Below are 14,520 nucleotides of genomic sequence, written 5' to 3' on the forward strand. Positions count from 1 at the left end.
GGCAGCGTCAGATGTGTATAAGAGACAGGGCGTGGGAGTCGGCATGCTGCTGGGCACCGGAGGCACCGGCGGCGCCGGGGGCATCGGTGTGGCAGGAGACATCGGCGGTGACGGCGGAGTGGGCGGCGCCGGCGCCTGGTGGCTGGGTCGCGGGGGCGACGGCGGCGCCGGCGGTGCGGGCGACGGGGACGAAAACGGCGGCGCCGGCGGCGACGGCGGCGCGGGCGGTCTGTTGTTCGGCCGCGGCGGCGACGGCGGCCTCGGCGGTGAAGGCGGCGCGGGTGGCCTGGGCGGCTCCGGCGGCTTCCTGGGGGCCGCGGGCATCAGCGCGGCGCCGTATGTCGCCAACACCCAGTGGGTGACCTATGACGGCGGAACCAGCTTGCGTGTCTATCCGACCGAGACCGCCCGAACCGAGGCCGGCGAGCCCGGCACCCTGCGCCAGGGCGAGCAGGCCTGGGCGGAGGTCCTCAAGCGCAACCCGGAGGCCAACAACGCCGGTATGCGCGCACAGTTCCTGTGTCACTGGCAGTTCGCCGAGTTCATCCAGCCCGGCAAGACCAGTTGGAACCTGGAGCCGTGGCGCCCGGAGGTGAGCACGTTGGATCTGCTCGCCCACGGCTGCAACGCCGGCGGCGCGGAAGAGCCGTTCTAAGGCCGGAGCCTGATGCCTCGCCAGCGTGAAGATGGCTTCACGCTCGGCGAGGCGGTGGCGATCGCCGCTAAATCCACACGCCCTTGCCGACGGCGACCACGCCGCCGGCGCTGATGGAGAACCGTTCCCGGTCCTTCTCCAGGTCGACTCCGATCATCTCGCCGGGGCCGACCACGACGTTCTTGTCGAGGATCGCGTGCCGCACCACAGCGCCGCGCCCCACCCGGGCCCCGGGCATGATCACGCTGTCCTCCACGATCGCGCCGTCATCGATCACCACGTTTGACGACAGCACCGAGTTGCGCACGGAGCCTGCCGAGATGACGCTGCCGGCGCCGACCACCGATTCCTGCGCCGAGCCCCCGTTGACGAACTTCGCGGGTGCCAGATTCTCGGTCGCGCCGTGAATCGGCCAGCGGTTGTTGTACAGGTTGAACACCGGGTGTGCTGACACCAAGTCCATGTGCGCGTCGTAGAACGCGTCCAGGGTTCCGACGTCACGCCAGTAGCCGCGGTCGCGCTCGGTGGCGCCAGGTACCTCATTGTCGGAGAAGTCGTAGACCGCGGCCATTCCGTCGGCCACCAGGCGCGGCATGATGTCGCCACCCATGTCGTGGTCGGAGTGATCATCGTCGGCGTCGGCGCGGATCGCATCGATCAGCACCTTGGTGGTGAACACATAGTTGCCCATCGACACATACGTGCTTTCTGGGTCATCGGGTGTGCCGGGCGGGTTCGCCGGCTTCTCCAGGAAACCGCGGATCCGGCCGGAGTCGTCGGCGTCGATGCAACCGAACGAGGACGCCTCCGCGCGCGGCACCCGCACCCCGGCGACCGTCGCCCCGGCCCCACTGGCGATGTGGAAGCGCACCATCTGTTCGGGGTCCATCCGGTACACGTGGTCGGCTCCGAACACCACGATGTAGTCCGGGTCTTCGTCGAAGATCAGGTTCAGCGATTGATAGATGGCATCGGCGGACCCCGTGTACCAGCGCGGGCCGAGGCGCTGCTGGGCGGGCACCGGGGTGATGTACTCCCCCGCCAGGCCGCTCAACCGCCAGTTCTGCGAGATGTGCCGGTCCAGGGAATGCGACTTGTACTGCGTCAGAACACAAATCCGCAGGTAGCGCGCATTGACCAGATTCGACAGCACAAAGTCGATCAACCGGTAGGCACCCCCGAACGGCACCGCCGGCTTGGCTCGGTCGGCGGTCAGCGGATGCAGCCGCTTGCCCTCCCCACCGGCCAGGACGATGCCCAGCACATGCGGCGCTTCCCTCATGGCCACAAACCTATCGGCCGCTTCGGACCCCTGCCAGGTTGACCGCACGATTGGCGAACGTTCTTTACCAAAAAATCACCGATCGATCCGCTGCGCGGCCGGTGATCGGCGACCGATACCGTGCCGGTTATGCGGGTGGCGATGCTGACTCGGGAATACCCTCCGGAGATCTATGGCGGCGCGGGCGTCCACGTCACCAACCTGGTCGAGGCACTACGACGGTTGTGTCACGTCGACGTGCACTGCATGGGCGCGCCCCGGCCGGGCGCACACGCGCATCAGCCCGATCCGGCGCTGCGCGACGCCAATCCGGCACTCGGGACGCTGTCGGCCGACCTGACCATGGTCGACGCCCTCAGCACCGCCGATGTCGCACACTCCCACACCTGGTACACCGCCCTGGCCGGCCGGCTGGCGGCGTTGCTGTACGACATCCCGCATGTGCTGACCGCGCACTCACTGGAGCCGCTGCGCCCCTGGAAGGCCGAACAGCTGGGGGGCGGCTACCGGGTGTCGTCGTGGGCCGAGAAGGAAGCGACGATCGCCGCCGACGCGGTCATCGCGGTCAGCTCGGCCATGCGCGACGATCTGCTGCGGGTTTACCCGGATCTGCGCCCCGACCGCGTGCACGTGATCTACAGCGGCATCGACACCGCGGTCTGGCGTCCGCAGCCCACCGGCCCGGATTCGATGCCCGCCGAGCTCGGTGTCGATCCGGCCCGGCCCATGGTGGCGTTCGTCGGGCGGATCACCCGGCAGAAGGGGGTGGCTCATCTGGTGGCCGCCGCGCACCGGTTTCACCCGGACGCGCAACTGGTGTTGTGCGCAGGTGCCCCGGACACCCCGGAGATCGCCGATGAGGTCAGTGCCGCGGTGGCCGATCTGGCCGCCACCCGCAGCGGGGTGTTCTGGATCCAGGAGACCCTGCCCGCTCGCAAGATCCGCGAACTACTGTCGGCGGCAACAGTTTTTGTGTGCCCGTCGGTCTACGAGCCGTTGGGCATCGTCAATCTGGAGGCGATGGCCTGCGGCACGGCGGTGGTCGCCTCCGACGTCGGCGGTATCCCAGAGGTGGTCACCGACGGGCAGACCGGCACCCTGGTCCACTATGACGCCGCCGATCCGGACGGGTATCACGCCGAACTCGCCGAAGCCGTCAACGCGTTGATCACCGACCCGGCCCGTGCGCAGCGCTACGGCGACGCCGGCAGGCGTCGCTGCGAGGAGGTGTTCTCCTGGGCGCGAGTGGCCGAGCAGACCTTGGCGGTCTACCGGCAGGCGGGCCGCTAGCCCACCGTCACGCTCTGGGTACTTACGGCGACCCGCTGCGATCGCCTTAGCCGCTGGTGACGGCTTTGAGTTCGTCGCCGAGGGCGGCGGCCTCATCCGGAGTCAACTCGACGACCAGTCGTCCACCGCCCTCAAGCGGTACTCGCATCACGATGCCTCGCCCCTCTTTGGTCGCTTCCAACGGACCGTCGCCGGTCCGGGGCTTCATCGCCGCCATCGAGTGCTCCCTCCAGGTACCAGCCCGCAGGCCGTGCCCATGATCTGCGCCGGGTGTGCACGGCAGTCGCAGCGTCCGGCATCGAACTGCAGTTTCACTCCGCCATTCTCCCCTATCGGCGACGGCGCGTGCACAAGACCCGATTCCGTAGTGCATTTTAATGGATCTAACCGGTTACCGGTGGCACCCAGCATGCCCGGACGTGGTCGTCGACCATGCCCGTGGCCTGCATCAACGCATAGGCGGTAGTGGGTCCCACGAATCGGAACCCGCGACGCTTCAATTCGCGCGCCATCGCCGTCGATTCCGGCGTGACGGCCGGAATTGCCGACAGGTCCGCCGGACGCGGACGCGGCGGCGGGGCGAACGACCACAACAGGTCCGCCAAATCGGTGGAACCGAGGTCGACGGTCGCCCGGGCGTTGGCGATCGTCGCCTCGATCTTGGCTCGGTTGCGCACGATGCCGGCGTCGTCCATCAGCCGGGCCACGTCGGCGTCGGTGAAGCGTGCGACGGTCTCCACGTCGAAGCCGGCGAACGCCCGCCGGAAGTTCTCCCGCTTACGCAGTATCACCAGCCACGACAGCCCGCTCTGGAATGCTTCCAGGCTGACCCGCTCGAACAGTGCGGTCGAGTCCCGCACCGGACGTCCCCACTCCTGGTCGTGGTAGTCGCGGTACAGCACGGAGGCGCCGTCGACCCAGCCACACCGGATCTGGCCGTCGTCGGGCACGCCGCTCAACGCGACTCCGCTGCCGTCTCGGCGGCCGCCTGCGCCGCGGCGAGCTCGCCGCGGAGTTGGTCGAGCTCGGCCCCGAGGCGCTCCAGCACCCAGTCGACCTCACCGGTGTTGTAGCCGCGCAGCACCTGGGAGAACTTGACCGCGTCGACGTCGGCACCGGTGACCCCGGACGCCGGCAGCATGGTCGCCGTCGTCGCGCGCGGCAGCGGCGGCAGCTGCTCACCCCGGCCGAACAGCGTGCTGGCCACCCCGAACAGCAGCAACGCGGTGAGCACGAGCACAACGAGATACAGCAACACCAGTGTCACGGCATCGATAGTGCCTCATCACACCGACATGAGGGGCGGTGCCGAACGGATCAACGCTGGCGACCCGCTGCGCCCGGCTCCGCCGCGCTGGCGATCGCCAGGATCAACGCTGGCGCAGGGTGTTCATCGGTGGCCGGTCGACCAGCGACAACGGGGTGGTGCGCGGCAGATAATCCATTCCATCCGGGCCGTCGGCGACGAACTGGGTCAGGCCCACCCCGGAATCGGGGACGCCGCAGCGCGACAGCAAGGTGGCGATGACTTGGCGGCTCATCAGGGCCAACTCGGCCAACGGGCGATTGCGGTGCGCCCGTACACCGAGGTTGACCTGGGCGATCGCCTCCAGCCCCAGCCGGTCGTAGGTGTCGATCAACAGCCCGATCTCCACCCCGTAGCCGGGTGCGAACGGAACCGACGCCAACAGTTCACGACTGCCGGCGTACTCCCCACCCAACGGCTGGATCACCGCACCCAGATCGGGGCGCAGCGCGGTCAACAACGGTCGGGCCACCAGCTCGGTGACCCGACCACCGCCGGTGGGTTCCTCGGTGCCGTTGACCTTCAACGGCCGCCGGTAGAAACCCTTGACGAGGTGGACGCCGTCCCCGGTCAGCAGGGGCCCCACCAGGTTGGGCACGAACATCGGGTCGGGGTCGATCAGATCGGAGTCGATGAACACCACGATGTCACCGCTGGTGGCCGCCAGCGACCGCCACAGGGCTTCGCCCTTACCGGGCTGCGGGGGCACCTCCGGGACCGCCTGTTCGCGGCTGACGACGCGCGCGCCGGCCGCGATCGAGCGGATCTCGGTGTCATCGGTGGACCCGGAGTCCAGCACGATCAGCTCGTCGACCAGGTTGTCGACCAGCGGCGTGATGCTGTCGATGACCGATTCGATGGTCGCCTGCTCGTTCAGCGCGGGCAGCACCACCGAGACGCTGCGACCGGTCTTGGCCTTGGCAGCCAGCAGCTCGGCCACCGTCCACTGCGGCCGGGTCCAGGTGCGCCCGGACAGCCGGGTGTCGCCCGGCGCCGAGACCAGGTCGGTCATGCGAGTCCCCTTACTGTGCGGGTCGGGGCCCGCACGCCCTGGATCGATGCCACCATCTCCAGTACGCGCCGGGTCGGCCCGACCTCGTGAACCCGAAACATCCGGGCTCCAGCGGCCGCCGCCAACGCGGTGGCCGCCAATGTTCCGTCCAGTCGTTCGGTGAGACCCACTCCAAGAGTCTCCCCGATGAAGTCTTTGTTGGAGAGCGCCATCAGCACCGGCCATCCGGTACCGACCAAATCCTCCGTATGTCGTAACAACGCTAGCCCGTGGAAGGTGTTCTTGCCGAAATCATGGGTGGGATCGATCAGCACCCGATCCCGGGCCACCCCGGCCTCCACCGCCCGTTCCGCGGCCGCGGTGACCTCGCTGATCACCGCTTTCACCACCCCGTCGACGCTGGTGCCGTAGCTCACCCGGAAGGGACGGGTGCGCGGTTTGGCGCCTCCGGTGTGCGAGCAGACCAGCCCCGCCCCGAACTCGGAGGCCACCGCCGGCAGGTCCGGGTCGATCCCGGCCCAAGTGTCGTTGATCAGGTCGGCACCGGCCGCGCAGGCGCGTTTGGCCACCTCCGCACGCCAGGTGTCCACGCTGATCAGCTGCTCGGGATAAGCGCTGCGCAGCCATTCGATGAACGGCACCACCCGCGCGGTCTCGGTGTCGGCGTCGACGGTCTCCCCCGGCCCGGCCTTGACCCCGCCGACGTCGATGACGTCGGCGCCGTCGGCTACGGCGCGGTGCACGGCGGACTTGGCCGCCTCGTCGGTGAACGTGGCGCCCGCGTCGTAGAACGAGTCGGGGGTGCGGTTGACGATCGCCATGATCAGCGCTCGATCGGCCGCCACCGGACGACCGCAGAAGTGGGACTGCACCTGTCTATGGTGCCCGGTACCGCTGCGCAGCTACTCGGTCAGCCCTGCGGTCGCTTACCGGCGGCCACTTCGTCGGGGTAGTCGGCGTAGAAGGGCACGTAGCCTTCGTCGCGGCCGGCCAGCACGTACAGCGGGTCCTCGATCGCTCCCTCGTCCTGGCCACCGTCGCCGTAGCCCTGCTCGCGCAGCTCAACCTTGCGACTCTTGAACGTGGTGGTGTGGGACATCGACGGCACCACCCGCACGAACAACGGCACCGCATAGGAAGGCAGCTGGTCGAAGACCACGGCGGCCAGCCCCGGCCCGTCGAAGGTCACGCCGTCGCGCAGTTTGACCGCGGCCATCCCGGCACGGCCACCGGTCCCGGGCACCTCGACGCCGTAGACGGCGCACTCCTCGATCGCGTCGTCGACGCTCAGCGCGGCCTCGACCTGGGTGGTGGCGACGTTCTCGCCCTTCCACCGGAAGGTGTCGCCGAGCCGGTCGACGAATGCGGCATGCCCCATGCCCTGCGGGCGCATCAGGTCACCGGTGTTGAACCAGCAGTCCCCTTCGCGGAAGGCGTTGCGCACCAGCTTCTTCTCGTTGGCCTCGGGATCGGTGTAGCCGTCGAACGGCGAGAACCGGTTCACCGGGCTCAGCAACAGCCCGGGCTGGCCGGCAGGCACTCGCTGCACCCAGCCGTCCGGGCCGCGCAGCGGCAGGCCGGTGTCGGGGTCGTATTGCACGTAGGCCAGCGGCAACGGATAGACACCGGTGCTGCGCGGCACGTTGAACACGTTGAGGAAGGCACTGTTGCTCTCGCTGGCGGCGTAGAACTCGCAGACCCGCTTGATCCCGAACCGGTGGGTGAACTCGTCCCAGATCTCCGGCCGCAGCCCGTTGCCTGCGATCACCCGCACCTGGTGTGCACGGTCGGTGGGCTTGGCGGGCTGGTTGAGCAGATACCGGCAGAGCTCGCCGATGTAGACGAACGCCGTGGCGTCCGCGGCGATCACCTCGTCCCAGAACCGTGAGGCCGAGAATGACTTGCCCAGGGCCAGCGTGGCGCCGGCGTTGAGCACCGACGACACCGCGACCGTCAGCGCGTTGTTGTGGTACAGCGGCAGGCAGCAGTACAGCGTGTCGCTGCCGCGCAGGCGCAGCCCGACACCTCCGAAGGTGGCCAGCGCACGCAACCAGCGGTAGTGCGTCATCACGCTGGCCTTGGGGTAGCCGGTGGTGCCGGAGGTGAAGATGTAGAACGCGGTGTCCTTGGCCAGTACCGCGTTGACCGATGCGGGGTTGCCGTCCGGTGCGGTGGCGGCCAGCCGCCGGAACTCCTCGATGGTCACCGGCGCGTCGGTGCGGCCACACTCCTTGACGGCATCGACCAGATCGGACTCCGCAACCAGCAAGGCGGCGCCCAGCAGGTCCAGACTGTGGGCCAGCACATCACCGCGCTGGTGGTAGTTGAGCATGCCGGCCACCCCACCGCATTTGGCGACGGCCAGCATCATCAGCACCGCGTCCGGGGAGTTGCGCAGCATGATCCCGACGACGTCGCCGTGGCCGACGCCGCGCGCGGCCAGCACCGCGGCGTAGCGGTTCACGGTCTCGTTGGCTTCGCGGTAGGTCAGGTGCTGCTCGCCGAACCGGATGAAGACCCGGTCACCGAGTTGGGCCGCGCGATCCTGGAAGACCTTGCCGATCGAGGCCTTGGAGGTGGGCCGGGCCCGCAGTCCGGTCCACAGCCCGCGCAGGATGGTCGGCGCGTCGGCCAACAGGCGGGGGGTGCGGGCCAGAACGTCGACCAGTCCCACCTGGGTGACGGTGCCGGAGTCGTGGTCGGACACTTTATCGCCTCATTTCGCCGAAAATCGAGAGCTTAACCGCTACCGGCGGTACCGGGTGAACAGGCGTCCAGCGCCGCCTCCATATCGCCGAACACCAGCAGGCGATCCATCGCACGCCGGGACACGAAACCGGTGTCGATGAGCCCCGACAGCCACGTCCACAGCCCCTCGAAGTGGCCATCGGGATCGAGGAGCACCACCTCTTTGTCGTGCATCCCCAGATACCCGGCCGTCCATGTTTCGAACAGCTCTTCCAGCGTGCCGATACCGCCGGGCAGGGTCAGGAATGCGTCGGCGCGGTCATCCATCACCTGCTTTCGCTCGCGCATGGTGTCGGTGACGATCAGCTCGTCGGCGTCGACGTCGGCCACCTCGCGGTGCAGCAGCGCCTTGGGGATCACCCCGACGGTGTGCCCGCCGCGCTCGCGGGCGGCCACCGCAAGCGCGCCCATCGCCGAGACGTTGCCGCCTCCCCACACCAGCGTCCAGCCCCGCTCGGCGATCGCGGCACCGACCTTGGCGGCCAGCGCCAGCAGTGCCGGATCGTTGGGGCCCGACGCGCAGTAGACACAGACCGCCCATTCGCTCGACCGCACACCGAAAGGCTATCGGGCGGTTGGCTCAGACCGTAAACTCTCGGCGATGCCGATCCGGTGGAACATTCCCGAGCACTCGGCGGCGTTGCATCAACTCACCGCAGCACTGGACCCCGGCGCGGCCCGGGCCGGCGCGGTGGTGCTCGGTCCCGACGGGTGCGGCAAGTCCACCCTGGCCCGGTTGGCGGCCGAGGATTACGCCGACCGCCATCCCGGGACGCGAGTGTGCTGGGTGATCGGCACCCCCGCCGAGCGCGACATGCCGTTCGGCGCCTTCAGCCATCTGGTTGCGGTGGCCGACATCGGCAAGCCGGCCGCGCTGCTGCGGGCGGCGCGCGCCTCGTTGGTCGATGCGGCGGGCGAGCTGCTGCTGGTGGTCGATGACGCCCATCTGCTCGACATCTTATCGGCGACGCTGGTCTACCAGCTGGCCCTGACCGGGTCGGCCCGAGTGATCGTCACCGGGCGCGCCGACTGCTCCCCAGCTCCACCGCCGCCGATCACCGCACTGTGGGGCGACGACCTGCTGACTCGCATCGATATCACCGCCGCAGCTGCGGCGGGTGAGGCCGGCCGTGACGTGGACGCCTTCGTGGCGGGCTTGCCGGCCGACGCTCGTGCGGTGCTGGACTACCTGGCCGTCTTCGAGCCGCTGGCGCTGGTCGATCTGATCAGCCTCACCAGCGCCGACGCGGTCCGCCACGCCGAGGAGCTGGGCGCGGTGGAGACCCGCGCTCGCGGCGGCCGCGAGCCGGACCCGGTGGTCTACACCGCTCACCCGCTGTTCGCTGAGCGTGCCCGCGGCGCTCTCGGAGTCGAGGATGCGCGTGCCCGGCGTACCGACGTGGTCGGCAGGCTGACCTCCCGGCCCTGCGCACACGTCGGCGAGCAGTTGCGGCTGGCAGCGCTGTCCGCCGACAGCGACGCCCCGCAGCCCGCCGCCGAGGTGGTGGAGGCCGCGCAGCAGGCGCTGAGACTGGGCGATCTGCAACTGGGTGAGCGGCTGGCCCGTCACGCCCTGGATCGGTCGGACGGACTGGCGGCGCGGCTGGCGCTGGCGCACGCGCTGGGTTGGCAGAGCCGTGGGCGCGACGCCGACGCGGTACTGGCGGCCGTCGACCCGGCCGGCCTCAGCGAGCCGGAGCTGATGGCCTGGGCGCTGCCGCGGGCCGCCAATCAGTTCTTCATGCTGGGCGAGCCCGAACGCGCCACCGCCTTCCTGGCGGCCACGCGTAGCCGGGTGACCGGCGTGGCCCCGCGCATCACCCTGGATGCGCTCGGCGCCACCTTCGCGATGAATGCCGGCAACATCGGTCGCGCCGTGCAGGCCGCCACCGAGGTCCTGGCCGACCCGGCCGCCGACGACATGGCGGTGGCGTGGGCGGGCAGCGCCGCGGCGCTGTGCGCGGCGCGATCCGGTCGCTTCGACGACGTCGGCCCCTTAGCGCGCCGTGCCCTGGACGCCGAACATCCCGGGGTGCTGCGGTTCACTGTCGGGCTCGCCGAGATCACCGCTCTGCTGATGGACGACCGGCTCGACGACGCCCGCGAGCTAGCCTGGCAATTCACCGATTTCGCCGAGCTGTCCCAGCCCGGCCGGGCTATCGGCGAGGTGCTGGTGGCGCAGGTGCTGATCGCCGCCGAAGAGTACGAGGCTGCGACCGCAATGTTGGTGCCGGCCACGGCCACGCTGGAGCGCACCGGCTATTCGTGGGGCCCGCTGTCGCTGACGCTTCTTGCCACCGCACTGGCCCGCCAGTCCGACATCGCCGGTGCGGCAAAGGCATTGAGCCGGGCCGAATCCCGGCACGGCACCAAGTCAGCGCTGTTCGCTCCGGAGCTGGGGGTGGCGCGGGCTTGGCAGCGGGCCGGCATGCGCGACCAACATGGGGCGATCGCCGCGGCCCGAGAAGCCGCCAAGATGGCCGAACGCACCGGGCAGTCCGCGGTGGCGCTGCAGGCTTGGGACACCGCCGCCCAGCTCGGCGATGCCCGGGCCGTCGACCCGTTGAGCCGGCTGTGCGACGAAGTCGACTGCGCGTTCGGCCGGACCGCGCTGAACCGGCTCAGGAGCTGAGGAAGCCGCGCAGCAGCTCGGCCACCGTGCTGATCTGCGCGACCGGCACCCGCTCGTCGACGGTATGGGCCAGGTTGGGATCACCGGGGCCGTAGTTGACCGCGGGAATGCCGCGGGCGGCGAACCGGGAGACGTCGGTCCAGCCGTACTTGGCCCGCACCTGTCCGTCAGCGGCGGACACCAGCGCGGCGGCGGCGGGTGCGGTGAGCCCCGGCAGGGCGCCGGCGGCGCAGTCGGTCTGCTCGATCTTCACGTGCAGGCCGTCGAACACCTCCTGAACGTGGATCAGCGCCTCGTGGGGCGTGCGGTCCGGGGCGAAGCGGAAGTTCACGGTCACGCTCGCGGCATCGGGGATGACGTTGCCGGCCACCCCGCCGTCGATGCGCACCGCCGACAGGCCCTCCCGGTAGACACAGCCGTCGATGTCGATACTGCGCGGCTGGTAGGCGGCCAGCCGATTCAGCACCGCCCCCAGTTTGTGGATGGCGTTGTCGCCCAGCCAGGACCGCGCCGAATGCGCCCGGGTACCGGCCGCGGTGACGACGACCCGCAGGGTGCCCTGGCAGCCGGCCTCGATGTAGCCGCCGGTGGGCTCGCCGAGGATGGCGAGGTCCGCCGCCAGCCAGTCCGGCAGGTTGCGCTCGATGCGGCCCAGCCCGTTGGCGGCTGCCTCGATCTCCTCGCAGTCGTAGAACACGCAGGTCAGGTCGTGCACCGGTTCGGTGAGGGTGGCGGCCAGGTGCAGGAAGACGGCGACACCGGATTTCATGTCGACGGTGCCGCAACCGTGCAGCACGTCGCCCTCGTCAGCGGTGCTGGTGCGCCGGCTGGGCAGGTTGCCGGCCACCGGCACGGTGTCCAGATGCCCGGCCAGCAACACCCGGTTCGGGCGTCCCAGGTGCGTGCGGGCCAGTACCGCGTCGCCGTCGCGGACGATCTCGAAGCCGGGGGCCTGCGCCCGCAGTGCGGCTTCGACCTCGTCGGCGATGCGCGCTTCGCGCCGCGACTCGCTGGGAATGTCCACCAGCGCCGCGGTCAGGGCAATCGGGTCGGAGTGCAGGTCCAGCACGGATTCAGCCTAGTGCGTGCGCGTGGCCGCCGAGCAGATGTGAACCCGCCGGGGCGCGCCGGGACTTTTGCTGGGGGCACCCCCGCTGGGGCACTGTTCGCCGAAAGAACGTAGCCTGACCGGCGTGACTGGAGCTTCGGGCGTCGGGATAGCGACGCTGGCCGCAGACGGATCGGTGCTCGACACCTGGTTTCCCGCACCGGAGTTGGGTGGCTCGGGCCAGCCCGGGACGACCCGCCTTGGCGCGGATGAGGTGCCCGCCGAGTTGGCCGGACTGCTCGGGCGTGACGAAGACCGCGGCACTGAGACGGTCGCGGTGCGCACCGTGATCGGATCACTGGACGACACCGCTGCCGACGCCTACGACGCCTACCTGCGCCTGCACCTGCTGTCGCACCGACTGGTGGTGCCGCACGGGCTCAACGCCGGCGGACTTTTCGGCGTGCTGACCAACGTGGTGTGGACCAATTACGGTCCGTGCGCCGTGGAGGGGTTCGAGTCGACTCGGGCCCGGTTGCGCCGGCGCGGCCCGGTGACGGTCTACGGCGTGGACAAGTTCCCCCGCATGGTCGACTACGTGCTGCCGTCCGGCGTGCGTATCGCCGACGCCGACCGGGTGCGCCTCGGCGCGCACCTGGCATCCGGGACCACAGTGATGCACGAAGGATTCGTCAACTTCAACGCGGGCACGCTGGGCGCCTCGATGGTCGAAGGCCGCATCTCCGCCGGTGTGGTGGTCGGCGACGGCTCCGATGTCGGCGGCGGCGCTTCGATCATGGGCACGCTGTCCGGCGGTGGGACCCAGGTGATTTCGATCGGCCAGCGCTGCTTGCTGGGCGCGAACGCCGGACTGGGCATCCCACTGGGCGACGACTGCGTGGTCGAGGCCGGGCTCTACGTCACCGCCGGAACCAAGGTCACCCTGCCCGACGGCAGCACGGCCAAGGCCCGCGACCTGGCCGGCGGAAACAACCTGCTGTTCCGCCGCAACTCGCAGACCGGCGCGGTCGAGGTGGTGGCCCGTGACGGTCAGGGCATCGCGCTCAACGAGGACCTGCACGCCAACTAAGCAGCGTTACAGCATTACCCTGCTGATCTTGTCGCTGTCTTTCCCGATCGTCTTGCAGTAAGCGCTGACCGCAACCTGCGTTCCCGACAGCTCCAGGTTCGACGGCTCGCCGCCCTTGGAGTCCTTGAGCATCTTGGAGATCTCGGCGCGCTGCTTCTCGTCGGTGTGGCCGTTGAACTCTCCGCAGGTGGTGTCGCCACCTTTGTTGATGACCTTGTCCACCGCCGAGCATCCACCGAGTAGGACCGACGCGCAGGCAACAACGGTGACAGCGGCGAGACTGAATCGGTTCCTAGCCTTCACGGGGCCACCCTTCTGGTTTCCATTCGCGCAAGCGGAGCCTACGTCAGCAGCGCCTTCTTGAGCACCTTTCCCATCGCGTTGCGCGGCAAAGCATCCACGATCCGCACCTCACGAGGCCGCTTGTGCGCCGAAAGCTGTTGACCGACATAGTCGATCAATTCGCTGGGCAGCCCAGCACATGGCGCCGAGGCGACCACGAATGCGACGATCCGCTGCCCCAGGTCTTCGTCGGGCAATCCGACGACGGCCACTTCGCAAACCGCGGGATGGCCCAGCAACGCCGTCTCGATCTCACCGGCCCCGACCCGGAAGCCGCCGGTCTTGATCAGATCGACCGATTCGCGGCCGACGATCCGATGCATACCGTCGCCGTCGATCACGGCCACGTCCCCGGTGCGGTACCACCCATCGGCGTCGAATGCCTCGGCGGTGGCGTCGGGCCGGTTGAGGTAACCGTTGAACAGTGTCGGCCCGCGCACCGCGAGCCGCCCGATCGTCGCCCCGTCGTGCGGCACCGGGCCACCGTCATCGGCGACGAGCTTGGTCTGCACCCCATGCAACGGCAGACCCACCCATCCCGGGCGGCGCTCGCCGTCGACCCGCGTGCTCACCGTGATCAGCGACTCGGTACTGCCGTACCTCTCGATGGGTGCGTGACCGGTCTGGGCGACGAGGGCGTCGAACACCGGGACGGGAAGCGCCGCGCTGCCCGAGACCAGCAGCCGCGCCGGCCGCAGCGCTGCGGCGGCGCTCGCGTCGGCGACCACTCGCGACCACACGGTGGGCACCCCGAAATACAGCGTGCCGCCCGCGGCCGCGTATGCCTCCGGCGTCGGCTTGCCGGTGTGTACGAAGCGGTTGCCCACCCGCAACGAACCCAACAAGCCCAAGACCAAGCCGTGCACGTGATACATCGGCAAGCCGTGGACCAGCACGTCATCGGGGCTCCACTGCCAGGCCTGCGCCAGGGCGTCGAGGTCCGCGGCCAGCGCCCGCCGGCTCAGTTGCACACCTTTGGGCGGTCCGGTGGTGCCGGAGGTGTAGATGATCAGCGCGGTCTCTTCGCCCGGCGGTTCAGCGAGGCTCGACGAAGGAGAGGCGAAGCTGGGACCGCCGCTCGGACCCGGCGGTTCAGCGAGGCTCGACGAAGGAGA

At 69.5% G+C, this 14,520-nt stretch carries 14 protein-coding genes and 1 pseudogene; 4 read left to right on the forward strand and 11 right to left on the reverse strand.

All coding sequences use genetic code 11. The features are described from left to right. The first annotated feature begins 281 nt into the window (after positions 1-281). Positions 282-655: pseudogene (locus tag LI94_RS24605) on the forward strand (DUF2599 domain-containing protein). 67 nt (positions 656-722) lie between these two features. On the opposite strand, the gene glgC reads toward LI94_RS24605, so the two are convergent. Beyond that, positions 723-1,937, reverse strand: coding sequence for a glucose-1-phosphate adenylyltransferase (gene glgC, locus LI94_RS16505; RefSeq protein WP_024442962.1), 1,215 nt, complete (start codon positions 1,935-1,937; stop codon positions 723-725). A 129-nt stretch (positions 1,938-2,066) separates the two neighbouring features. Here glgC and glgA point away from each other — a divergent pair, with 129 nt between their 5' ends. Next, positions 2,067-3,227 (forward strand): glycogen synthase, encoded by a 1,161-nt coding sequence (gene glgA / locus LI94_RS16510; RefSeq protein ID WP_046301858.1) that lies wholly within the window; start codon positions 2,067-2,069, stop codon positions 3,225-3,227. A 46-nt stretch (positions 3,228-3,273) separates the two neighbouring features. Here the strand turns inward: glgA and LI94_RS22470 are convergent, their stop codons facing one another. From LI94_RS22470 to LI94_RS16540, 7 genes are all read right to left on the reverse strand, one after another. Next, entirely contained in the window at positions 3,274-3,444 is a 171-nt protein-coding gene (locus tag LI94_RS22470) for a DUF3117 domain-containing protein (protein WP_064998965.1), read from the reverse strand. A 166-nt stretch (positions 3,445-3,610) separates the two neighbouring features. After that, positions 3,611-4,186, reverse strand: a complete 576-nt coding sequence (locus LI94_RS16515) for a DNA-3-methyladenine glycosylase I (protein ID WP_081654595.1) — start codon at positions 4,184-4,186, stop codon at positions 3,611-3,613. Further along, positions 4,183-4,494, reverse strand: coding sequence for a DivIVA domain-containing protein (locus LI94_RS16520; protein WP_024442959.1), 312 nt, complete (start codon positions 4,492-4,494; stop codon positions 4,183-4,185). Before LI94_RS16520 ends, LI94_RS16515 begins: the two co-directional genes overlap by 4 nt. Positions 4,495-4,597: 103 nt before the next feature. Next, complete coding sequence (locus LI94_RS16525) at positions 4,598-5,545, reverse strand: glucosyl-3-phosphoglycerate synthase (protein WP_024442958.1); 948 nt, start codon at positions 5,543-5,545, stop codon at positions 4,598-4,600. After that, positions 5,542-6,366 (reverse strand): dihydropteroate synthase, encoded by an 825-nt coding sequence (gene folP / locus LI94_RS16530; protein ID WP_239651254.1) that lies wholly within the window; start codon positions 6,364-6,366, stop codon positions 5,542-5,544. Before folP ends, LI94_RS16525 begins: the two co-directional genes overlap by 4 nt. Positions 6,367-6,455: 89 nt before the next feature. Further along, positions 6,456-8,252 (reverse strand): long-chain-acyl-CoA synthetase FadD6, encoded by a 1,797-nt coding sequence (fadD6, locus tag LI94_RS16535; protein ID WP_046301860.1) that lies wholly within the window; start codon positions 8,250-8,252, stop codon positions 6,456-6,458. Positions 8,253-8,284: 32 nt separating this feature from the next. Further along, entirely contained in the window at positions 8,285-8,848 is a 564-nt protein-coding gene (locus LI94_RS16540) for a TIGR00730 family Rossman fold protein (RefSeq protein ID WP_024442955.1), read from the reverse strand. 46 nt (positions 8,849-8,894) lie between these two features. Between LI94_RS16540 and LI94_RS16545 the strand changes: the two genes are divergently transcribed. Beyond that, positions 8,895-10,925, forward strand: coding sequence for an ATPase AAA (locus LI94_RS16545; RefSeq protein WP_046301861.1), 2,031 nt, complete (start codon positions 8,895-8,897; stop codon positions 10,923-10,925). Here the strand turns inward: LI94_RS16545 and dapE are convergent. Next, a complete protein-coding gene (gene dapE, locus LI94_RS16550; protein ID WP_046301862.1) occupies positions 10,915-11,994 on the reverse strand; it encodes a succinyl-diaminopimelate desuccinylase in 1,080 nt (359 codons plus the stop codon). The two genes, LI94_RS16545 and dapE, sit on opposite strands and share 11 nt — an antisense overlap. Before the next feature lie 115 nt (positions 11,995-12,109). Between dapE and dapD the strand changes: the two genes are divergently transcribed. Next, entirely contained in the window at positions 12,110-13,063 is a 954-nt protein-coding gene (gene dapD, locus LI94_RS16555) for a 2,3,4,5-tetrahydropyridine-2,6-dicarboxylate N-succinyltransferase (RefSeq protein WP_024442952.1), read from the forward strand. A gap of 6 nt (positions 13,064-13,069) precedes the next feature. Here the strand turns inward: dapD and LI94_RS16560 are convergent, their stop codons facing one another. Next, positions 13,070-13,285 carry a hypothetical protein gene (locus tag LI94_RS16560; RefSeq protein ID WP_231384320.1) on the reverse strand — a complete coding sequence of 72 codons (216 nt, stop codon included), beginning with the start codon at positions 13,283-13,285 and terminating at the stop codon, positions 13,070-13,072. 119 nt (positions 13,286-13,404) lie between these two features. Further along, positions 13,405-14,520, reverse strand: a 1,116-nt coding sequence (locus LI94_RS16565) for an AMP-binding protein (protein ID WP_052739962.1), incomplete at its 5' end; no start/stop codon positions are given.

It is taken from the genome of Mycobacterium sp. UM_Kg27 (genome assembly GCF_000972905.1).
In the GTDB taxonomy this organism is placed as follows: domain Bacteria; phylum Actinomycetota; class Actinomycetes; order Mycobacteriales; family Mycobacteriaceae; genus Mycobacterium.